Annotated in this window: 8 protein-coding genes and 1 tRNA gene; 2 read left to right on the top strand and 7 right to left on the bottom strand. The window is 37.1% G+C overall.

Features of this window, described 5'->3' with window-relative positions; genetic code table 11:
* Positions 1-351, top strand: a 351-nt coding sequence (locus tag AT685_RS06510) for a rhodanese-like domain-containing protein (protein WP_267886278.1), incomplete at its 5' end; no start/stop codon positions are given.
* A 41-nt stretch (positions 352-392) separates the two neighbouring features.
* Positions 393-467: transfer RNA gene (locus AT685_RS06505), tRNA-Arg, on the top strand.
* 3 nt (positions 468-470) lie between these two features.
* Here the strand turns inward: AT685_RS06505 and AT685_RS06500 are convergent.
* From AT685_RS06500 to AT685_RS06470, 7 genes are all read right to left on the bottom strand, one after another.
* Positions 471-1,529 carry a radical SAM protein gene (locus AT685_RS06500; RefSeq protein ID WP_072150909.1) on the bottom strand — a complete coding sequence of 353 codons (1,059 nt, stop codon included), beginning with the start codon at positions 1,527-1,529 and terminating at the stop codon, positions 471-473.
* Between the two features lie 36 nt (positions 1,530-1,565).
* The gene (locus AT685_RS06495) at positions 1,566-3,053 is read right to left on the bottom strand and encodes a M16 family metallopeptidase (RefSeq protein WP_081040624.1); all 1,488 of its coding nucleotides are present in this window, start codon (positions 3,051-3,053) and stop codon (positions 1,566-1,568) included.
* Complete coding sequence (locus AT685_RS06490; protein WP_234696265.1) at positions 3,050-4,375, bottom strand: M16 family metallopeptidase; 1,326 nt, start codon at positions 4,373-4,375, stop codon at positions 3,050-3,052. Before AT685_RS06490 ends, AT685_RS06495 begins: the two co-directional genes overlap by 4 nt.
* A 128-nt stretch (positions 4,376-4,503) precedes the next feature.
* Complete coding sequence (locus AT685_RS06485; RefSeq protein WP_072150537.1) at positions 4,504-6,519, bottom strand: S9 family peptidase; 2,016 nt, start codon at positions 6,517-6,519, stop codon at positions 4,504-4,506.
* A 16-nt stretch (positions 6,520-6,535) separates the two neighbouring features.
* On the bottom strand, positions 6,536-7,570 hold the full coding sequence (locus AT685_RS06480; RefSeq protein WP_081040623.1) for a glycosyl hydrolase family 18 protein: 1,035 nt from the start codon (positions 7,568-7,570) through the stop codon (positions 6,536-6,538).
* Between the two features lie 12 nt (positions 7,571-7,582).
* Entirely contained in the window at positions 7,583-8,461 is an 879-nt protein-coding gene (locus AT685_RS06475) for an NAD(P)-dependent oxidoreductase (protein WP_072213186.1), read from the bottom strand.
* A 15-nt stretch (positions 8,462-8,476) separates the two neighbouring features.
* A partial coding sequence (locus AT685_RS06470) for a M23 family metallopeptidase (protein ID WP_143713160.1) occupies positions 8,477-9,445 on the bottom strand: 969 nt, incomplete at its 5' end.

Raw genomic sequence — 9,445 nt, 5'->3', positions numbered from 1 at the left:
GGAGTCATGCCTGAGCAAATTCTACATGAAACTGGTTTGGAGATAACGGCTGAGGAATTGAAGGCAAAACTTGAAAACGGAGAAGATATAATTTTGATAGATGTTCGCGAACCCCATGAATACGAGATTAACAGAATCCAGGGGAGCATTTTAATTCCGCTTTCAAGGCTTGCGGAGGAAGTTAACAAGCTTGATCAGACTCGTGAAGTGGTGCTTTACTGCAAGATGGGTGGTAGAAGCGCAAGAGCTGTTCAATTCCTTAGAGAACTTGGCTTCACTCGTGTTAAAAATCTTGCTGGTGGGATTGACGCATGGATTGAAAAAATTGACCCAAGCATGCCAAGATATTGATTTTTTTATCTACTTTTTTTAATTTAAAAAAGGTTTCACCTGCCCCTGTAGCTCAGCATGGATAGAGCAGCGGTTTCCTAAACCGCGTGTCGCAGGTTCGAATCCTGCCAGGGGCACTCTTAATTTAACAAATGCACATTTCCCACATGAACCCTCTTTAAACCCGCTGACCTTGCAGCATCAACGCATTCGTTCATTAGCTTCCTTGATGTCGTAGGAAGATCATAAAAATAAAATTGCGGATAAAATGCGAGCAATGAATATGGAATGTTTTCATCAAATTGTCTTATAAATTTCGCAATTTTATAAACTTCGTCCGCATCAATATACCCAGGGATTATAAGTGTGCTCGCTATGACAAGCGGTGGTTCGGGGCGTTTGTCTATAAAACGACATGCAAACTTAAAATTTTCAAGCGTTTTGCGGTTGCTCACCCCACACAATGCGATGTTAAGATTTTCATCATACGCTTTGAGGTCAAATTTTATACATCCACCAGATTCAAGCGATAATTTAACGGCGATTTCAAGAAACTTTTTATTCATATTACCGTTTGTTTCCCAGCAAATTCTGACTTTGCCTTTCTTTTCAATAGCGATTTTTGAGGTTTGAATCGCATGGATTATTTGAGTTGATGGATCACCCCCAAAATAACAAATGCAAAAAGTCTCCTTATCAACGACATCAGCAAGTTCTTCAGCCGAAATTTTTCTTGCTCTTTTTATATTTATTTCTCTGAAATGCCAGTTTTGACAGAATAAGCAATTGAAACTGCAGCTTTGGTAAAACACCGCAAGATTTTTCTTACCATATTGTTTTGAACCTTCACAAACCCAACTCGCAACGCAATTTGTCGGAAGGGGATCAAAATACCAGTGAATTAAACCCGCTTTTGATGTCCCACCGATATGCGAGATTTTAGTTCCGTCATTTAACCTTAATCCACAATATCCAAACTTATATTTGGGAATTCTACATTCGTTTCCGCAAATTTTACATTCAATTCCATCGTCGGAGTTTGGTATCTCTTCGGGCAGGTTGAATTCTCTTCTTGTTTTAGCATGAAAATTTAAGATTTCGCTTAAAATATCGTTTTTATTTTTTCTGATACAATCAATACATGCGTTTAATGTTTTGGAAACTAATTTTTCCTCGCCACAAACCCTGCAAAGGTTCATAGCAAAGACAAGGGGCGGTTTAAACCGCCCCTGATTTTATTTTTCAAAAACTTCATCAACCGGTATAATTTTAAAAGATTCTGGTTTCGCGTTAAGTTTATATTCCTGAATTATTTTGTCCTCATCAAGAATTGATTGAGCAACGGGGCTTACATAAGTTATCGGGCTTGGCTTGTTTGAAATTAAATCGTCCATATAAGATTTAGCGTCCTTTGTAACCGCTACTATTTTTATGTTTTCAAAGTTAAGATATTTTCTTATCGCATTATTAACATCATCAACCGTGAGTTTGGGTAGTTCCTTTTGAATTTTATCAATAAAATACTCAATCCCGTACCAATCGGAGTCCATCATATATCCAAGCCGTCTATTAAGTGTTTGAACCCAGAGTTTTGAATAGTTTAATAAAAATTCCCTTGTTGATTCAAAATCTTCTTTACTTAATCCTTTCTTGACCAAAATTTCAAGTTCTCTTATTGCTTGTCTTAAAACAAAATGTCTATTTTTATTTTCAACAGGTCTTATCCAGACGCTGAAATATTGCTGGCGTCTTGGGATATTTGGCACAGGGAATGTTGAGCCACCATCTTGAACGAAATGTTCAATGTATGAGTAATCTCCATAGTTTAATCCACGCTGACCTCTTATCTTTTGCATTAAAATTCCATTGAAAGTTCTGTGTTCGCCAAAGTATGAATTTGCAATCATCAGAGAATAAAAATCCTTATGTGAGCGGTTAATTGATATCGGGAAGCCAAACGATATTGCTGTTGATCTTGTCTCCTTTTCAATCAATAAAAATTCAAGCCCGTTAATTTTCTCTGGCTCTGGAAGTTTAACTTGTTCAGGTTTGCCTGGTGGAAGCTTTGCGAAATCCCTTTTTATTTTCTGTATCAATTTCTTTGGATAACCCCCAGCTATCCCGAAAACTATGTTTCCCTGAGTGAAATGTTTTTTGTAAAAGTTCTTCACATCCTCAAGTGTGATGTTGTTCAGCCCTTGAACAGTTCCAAATTCAGGAGAATTATAAGGATGATTTTCATATATAAACCAAATAAGCGCCTGCTTTCCAAGCTCCTCGTCATTTCCACTTCTTATCGTCGCTTTGATATAATTTAGCAGCAAATCTTTATTCCTTTTGAAATCCTGCTCATCAAATCTTGGGTTCAAAATCAAATCTGAAAAAATCTTGTAAAATTTTTCAAGATGATCCCTATGAACCTCTCCAATTATAACGCTGACCTCTTTATCAAATTGATAATTTATCCTTGCTGCCCATGGATAAAGTTTTTCTTGAATTTCCTTGTACGTCAGTTCTTTTGTCCCACCTTGCGCAAGCATCAAAATTGTCAAAGCGTTTAATCCTTCCTTACCTTTGGGATCGTTTATAGAGCCAGTTTCAATCATAACTCTAAAGGTTATTATCGGATAATTTGGACTGTAAAGTTCTTTAATTCTTATTTCTGAATTTTTTGCTGATGAAATCATTACTGCAAGCAACATTAATAAAACTATTTTCTTCATTTTTCTTCCTCCGTTAATGTTACTATTGTTCTATTTTCTTTTGTAAAGTATTTTTGAACTGCTCTCATTATATCCTGCGGTGTGACTTTTTCATATAGCGAATAAAGTTCGTTGACGGATTCGGGATCGCCAGTTAGCTGGAAATAATGTCCCACGATATAAGCAACGCTGTTTGGATTGTCAAGTGACATGGCAAATGAATACTTAAGATAAGACTTCACCTGCTCAAGCCGTTCTTTTGAAACTGGTTTCGTTTTTAATTCTTCAATTGCATTAAAAATTTCATTTTTTACAGAATCAATTAAATCGTTTCTTTTTATCCGTGCAAGGATTACAAACAAAAATGGATCTCTTCTATCAGGAGCTTCACCTTGAATGAAATCAACCCATTGCTTTTCAATTACTAATTTTTGATAGAGAGGTGCTGTTTTTGAGAAAAGAAGTTCGGAGATAAAATCAATTGATGCACGTTCAATGTTCTTTGTTGAAAATTCGGGCACATGGTAAGCAATTGCAAGATATGGCAATGTTTTACCTTTCCAGGCAATGTGCCCAACTTTTTCCTCGGTCTGTGGCGGTTCAACAGGGATATCTGGTTTGTAACCGCCCCTTTTCCAACTTCCATAGTATTTTTTCACAAGTTCAATTAGCTTATTCTGGTCAAAATCTCCAACCACGACAATTGCGCAATTTTCGGGACGATAATAACGATCAAAAAATTGCAAGCTGTAATCATATTGATTAGGCATATCAAGTATATCTTTTAAAAACCCTATCGTTGTGTGTTTGTAAGTGTGAGTTGTAAAAGCAAGGTCTTGAAGTTTCTCATAAATGGAAAGGAACGGGCTTGATGCACTTTTGTTGTATTCACCAAGAATTGCCCCGGCTTCTGTTTTGAACTGTTCCACCGTATACTTTAAATTCATAAAACGGTCGGATTCAATATCAATTATTGTCTCAAGCGCATCACTACTTGCGACAATGTGATACGCAGTCCAATCAGCAGTTGTGAAAGCGTTTGAGTCAGCACCAAGGCGTTTTAAGATATCATTATAAACTTGTTCTGGGTATTTATCCGTCCCCCGAAACATCATATGTTCAAAAAAGTGTGCGAATCCAGATTTTCCTGGCTCAACTTCATTTCTTGATCCAGCTCTGACCACTGTGTAGTAAGCTATTATCCCAGGGGAATCAAACGGAACAGATAAAACAGTTAGCCCATTTTCAAGCACGACTTTGTTAATCTTGAAAGGGAAAATTTTGTTTTGTGAAATGGCAAGGTTTAAGATAGAAAGCATAAGGAGGATAACTAATTTTTTCATTTTTTGCATAATTTTTGTTTTAAAGTTCAATTCAGTTTTAATTTAAAAAACATCAAATTACAAAACTAATACATCACTATCCCATTAGTCATTTGGTTTAAAGATTGTGCTTTGGCGATTAAAATATGCTATTTTTCCATGGTCAGTTTAGTTTCTCGTCCAAGATGCTTGTTGAACCAAGCTATGATTCTTTTCCCAATATCTGCGATAAATTTTGGCTCTTGAACTCCGTGTGGTGTTCTTGGGTAAATTATCATCTCTGTTGGGCAACCTTGTCTCTTTAAAGCATTATAGAATTCTTTGCCTTGCGAAATTGGAACTCTAACATCAACCTCGCCATGGATGATTTGAGTTGGAGTTGTTACTCCCTTAACATTAAAGATAGCCGAATGTTTCATATAAACATCAAGCCTATCCCAGAATTCCCCAGAGAAATAATCGGGCAGAAAGCTTGGTATATCCGCTGTGCCTGTAAAGCTTATTAAATTCGTCACTCCAGCGCCAACGCTTGCTGCTTTGAATCTTTTGGTTTTTGTCACTATAAACGATGTCATATAGCCACCATAGCTCCATCCAGCGACACACAAACTTTCAGGATGGGCAACGCCAAGTTCAATTAGTTTATCAACCCCTGCCATCAAGTCATCATAATCACCAAATCCCCAATCATTGTAATTTGCGAATCTAAATTCTTTGCCATAACCAGTGCTTCCTCTTGGGTTTGGTCTCAGCACGACATAGCCCTCTTGTGCAAATGCTTGAATTGGATAAACAGCACCTGCTGATGTGAAGTTTTGAGTGAAAACGCTTGCTGGTCCGCCGTGGATTAGGAGAACAAGAGGATATCTTCGCCCTTTTTCATAATTTACTGGATAAGTGACGAGACCTTCAATTTCAAATTTACCATCTTTTGATTTCCAAGTTAAAATTTCTGTTTTGCCCATTGGGAGTTTTGGAAAGTCTGAATTAACATCTGTCAATCGCTTCGGTTCAAATTTTTTCAAGCTTGTTATATAAACATCTGGTGGTGTTTCCGAATTTTGATAAACAAATGCCATTGTTGAGCCATCTAAACTAAATGAAACACCTGAATAATTCCCGTTATCTGGAGTTAAAGCCCTTGGTTTTCCTCCGTCAATAGGCACAGAATAAATGCGAAACGATGTTCTATAAGCTTCGCTAACATAAATTTCCTTACTATCTTTTGACCATGAAATTATTCTGCAATTTTCATCGGGGGTTGGGGATAACCTTTTGGCTTCTCCGCCGGTTGCGGGGATGATATAAACATACCTTAACCCAGCCCATTTTATCATACCACCATCAGATTCAAAAGCTATCCACTTCCCATCGGGCGAAAACCTTGGGTTAGCGTCTGAACCTGACCATTTGATCAACGGTTTTATTTCACCACTATCTGATGGAATGATTGAAATATCTGATGTCGTCCAAACATCTGCAGTTGGATTTGCCTGATGCGCGAAAACGATAAATTTTCCATCTGGGGACCAGTCAAATGAGGTCACATGAAATTCACCAGATGTCAAACGCTTAACGGGATATTCGCCTTTCTTATCTTTCTCAAGTTTGACAATATAAAGATGCGCATACTTATAATTTTTATCAACGATGATCATATCAAGTTTTTCTCTCTTCGCCTTTGCTTCTTCTTCCGTTTCGGGGTCAGCACTGGTAAATGCAATCATTTTTGAATCGGGTGACCATCTATAAGATATAACCCCTGACTTAACATTTGTTATCTGCTCTGCTTCCCCGCCAGTTAATCTCAGAAGCCATATTTGATTTTTACCGTCTTTCCCTCTTGTTGAAAGAAATGAGAGATATTTACCATCTGGGGAAAAGGATGGTTCTGTACATGATTTCTCTCCAAATGTAAATTGGTAGTTCATTTTTCCATCTGATGAAACAACCCAGATATGCGTGAGATATTCAGATTTTTCCCCCTCCATCAAGGGAACTGAAACAGTATAAGCAATAAGTTTTCCATCAGGTGAGATTGCAGTTGTGCCAACTCGCTTGAACTTTATCATAACATCGGGTGTCCATTTTTCCTGGGGAAGTAAGAAGTTAGCCGCAAACAAGATTATGATGATTTGAGCCAGTATAAGATTTCTTCTCGTCATAACTTCGCCTCCATTTTTAATTTGTTAAAAATACCTTTAGTTTAAGTTTTGATTTAATAACTTCCCAGAATTTATCTGGCTCACCATCAAGTCGCCATATAGCGATGCCAGCAAGATTATATTTATTCACAAGGTCAAGTTTTTCAGATAAACTTTCTTCATCTTCAAAATAAATCACATTTTCAACTCCGTTTTCATCTTTAAACCTAAAATATGGTGCTTTTGCTTTTCTATCCCATTTCTTTTTCAAATTATATTTGCTCATAACATCTTTAAGCTCAGGGTAATAAATCCCTCGTCCTTGCTCATTTCCCTTCCACCATCTTCCATAGAAAGGTATTCCAAGTATAATTTTTTGTGGTTTTATTCCCTGTGAAATCGCAAATTTTATTGTTTCTTCCACCCACCACTTTGGCGCAATTGGTCCAGGGGGATCAAGTCTTCCTGCATAATCATATCCCATTATCACAAAATAATCAACCACTTCACCAAGTTCAGAATAATCATAAACCCCAGCCCAGCCAGTAAATTTTTCAGATGTTTTTGCAACTACATCAACACTTACAACTTTCCCGTAGTTATGAAGTTTTGCGCTCACAAGCTCAACAAACTTAGTATATCCATCACGAACATTCACAAATGGTCCTTCAAAATCAAGGTTTATTCCAATGTAATTTCCATTTAGAACAAGTTTTAAGATTGAATCGGCGATCATTTCTCTAATTTTTGGCTCAGAAAGCAATGCCTCAGCAATATCAACACGAAAGCCTTGATTAACTATGAGTGGCATTAAAGGCAGATCATTTTGACGGGAGAAAATTAAAAGATTTGAGTCAATGTCAGCGATGATATTTCCAGCGCTGTCAAACCTAAACCATGTTGGGGAAACAATGGAAATGGAAGAAAAATTCTTTTGAAGAGATAGAAAACTTGTAGTATCTGCTTTGACGACCCAAGCGATGATAATTTTCGGATGGTATTCAAATGGTGGTCTTAAAGTTGCGCACGAAGATAAAAGAAAAATTAACGGGATTAAAAATCTTGCTCTCATAAATTATCAAAATTAAATTTCTATGCCGGCAAGTTCAGCCATTGTTTTATAGATTGCCGAGTAATCTTCATTTTCATATTTTGAAAGAGTTTGAACGAACATCTCACGAATTGATGAAATAACGGGAAATGGAATTTTCAAGTCAAGGGCTAAATCAAGGACTAAATTTATGTCTTTCAACATATGTTTGACATAGAAATTCGGCTCAAAGTTTCCGTTTATTATCGTTTTGCCCTTGTTTTGATACATTGCTGAGTTGAGGGCGGAATTTTCAAGCACTTCAAGAACTATTTCTTTTGGAATCCCGGATTTTTCTGCAAGGACGAAGGCTTGGGATAATGCAACGATCATTGTGGCTATCATTGAGTTCATGGCAAGTTTCAAAATTGTTGCTTTCTCCACCGAATCAAACTTCCATGTTTTCTTTCCCAAAACTTTAAAAATTTCTTCGCATTTTTCTATCGCAGATTTATCACCGCCAGCAAAAATTAACAATGTTCCATCACCAGCCTGAGTTTTACTCCCGAGCACTGGAGCATGGATAAAGTAAGCACCTTGTTTTTTGTAATCACTGTAAAGCTTGAGAGTTGTAGATGGTGAAACTGTGCTCATATCAATATGGATAAATCCATTTTTTAGATTGTTGAAGATTCCGTTTTTATCATATGCGATGTTTTCAAGTGCTTTTGAATCAGCAAGCATTGATATTGTGATGTCGCAATTCTTTACAATCTCAGCTGGTGATTCAACAGGGGTTATCCCTTTATCCCCAAGTTTTAAAATTTTTTCTTTTGTTCTGTTGTATACGACAAGCTCATATCCGTTATTTAAAAGTCTTTTTGCCATCATTTCTCCCATTATTCCAAGTCCTATGAAACCGATTTTCTTCATTTCACCCTCCAAATTTTATTTTACAAAAATCATAAGTTTTGAAGCGATAAAATCCCCTGCGAAAATCGTATAAACATAAACCCCACTTGCAAGGTCATCGGCGTTAAAAATCGCATAGTGCAAACCCGAGCCTTTTTCCTCATCTACAAGTGTTTTGACTTCTCTCCCGAGCAAATCATAGACCTTGAGGATAACTCGCCTTGGCTCGGGAAGATAATATCTTATAACTGTTGAAGTGTTAAATGGGTTTGGATAATTTTGAAAAAGCTCAAATTTATTAAATTTGACTTCTTCTTCGGCGACTTGCGATGGTGGATCAGCATTTATGATTTCACCAGCTCTTACGGTTACAGTTCGCTTATAAAGTCCATTTAATGCTGTTATTGTATAAGTTCCAGGCTTGACCTCACCTATTGCGTAATTTTCCTGATAAATATCATCGCTTCCTATATAAGGGTCATTGAAATTATATGTCAAAGCATAGCTAAAAGTTGTATAGGGTGGTCTTGGTTTAGGGTCGGGACTTATATCAACTCGGGTTGAGTTGGGAGCGTTTGGAATTTTGCCGTAAATAGCACCTGTTCCATTCACTGCAAACCAAAGTTCCGGGTTTCGCCTCGTTCTATAGGATTCATATCTTGGTGTCCCAAGACGAATTTCAAAATGTAAATGAGGTCCTGTTGAATATCCTGTATTCCCTGAAATTGCAACTGGTTCACCAGCTTTGACGCTGTCCCCCTGATTCTTTAATGGTTTTGAGAGATGCCCGTAAAGTAAATATAAATCTTTTCCTTCCCATTGCCCTTTAATAAAAATATAATTTCCTGCCCCATTGGGTTCATAACCACCAATTGTGTCGTATGGGTTATATGCAACAAAATAAATTATACCATCGCAAGCCGAGTAAACGGTGTCGTATCTTACGAGGATGTCAACGCCAGTATGAGCTCTATTTTGGGGATCGCGGATATTTGGTTCACCGTA

The sequence above is a fragment of the Candidatus Kryptobacter tengchongensis genome, from assembly GCF_001458555.1.
GTDB classification, from domain to species: Bacteria; Bacteroidota; Ignavibacteria; order Kryptoniales; family Kryptoniaceae; genus Kryptonium; species Kryptonium tengchongense.
Note: the sequence above shows the minus strand (reverse complement) of the source record. Positions and strands in the feature narration are given on the sequence as shown.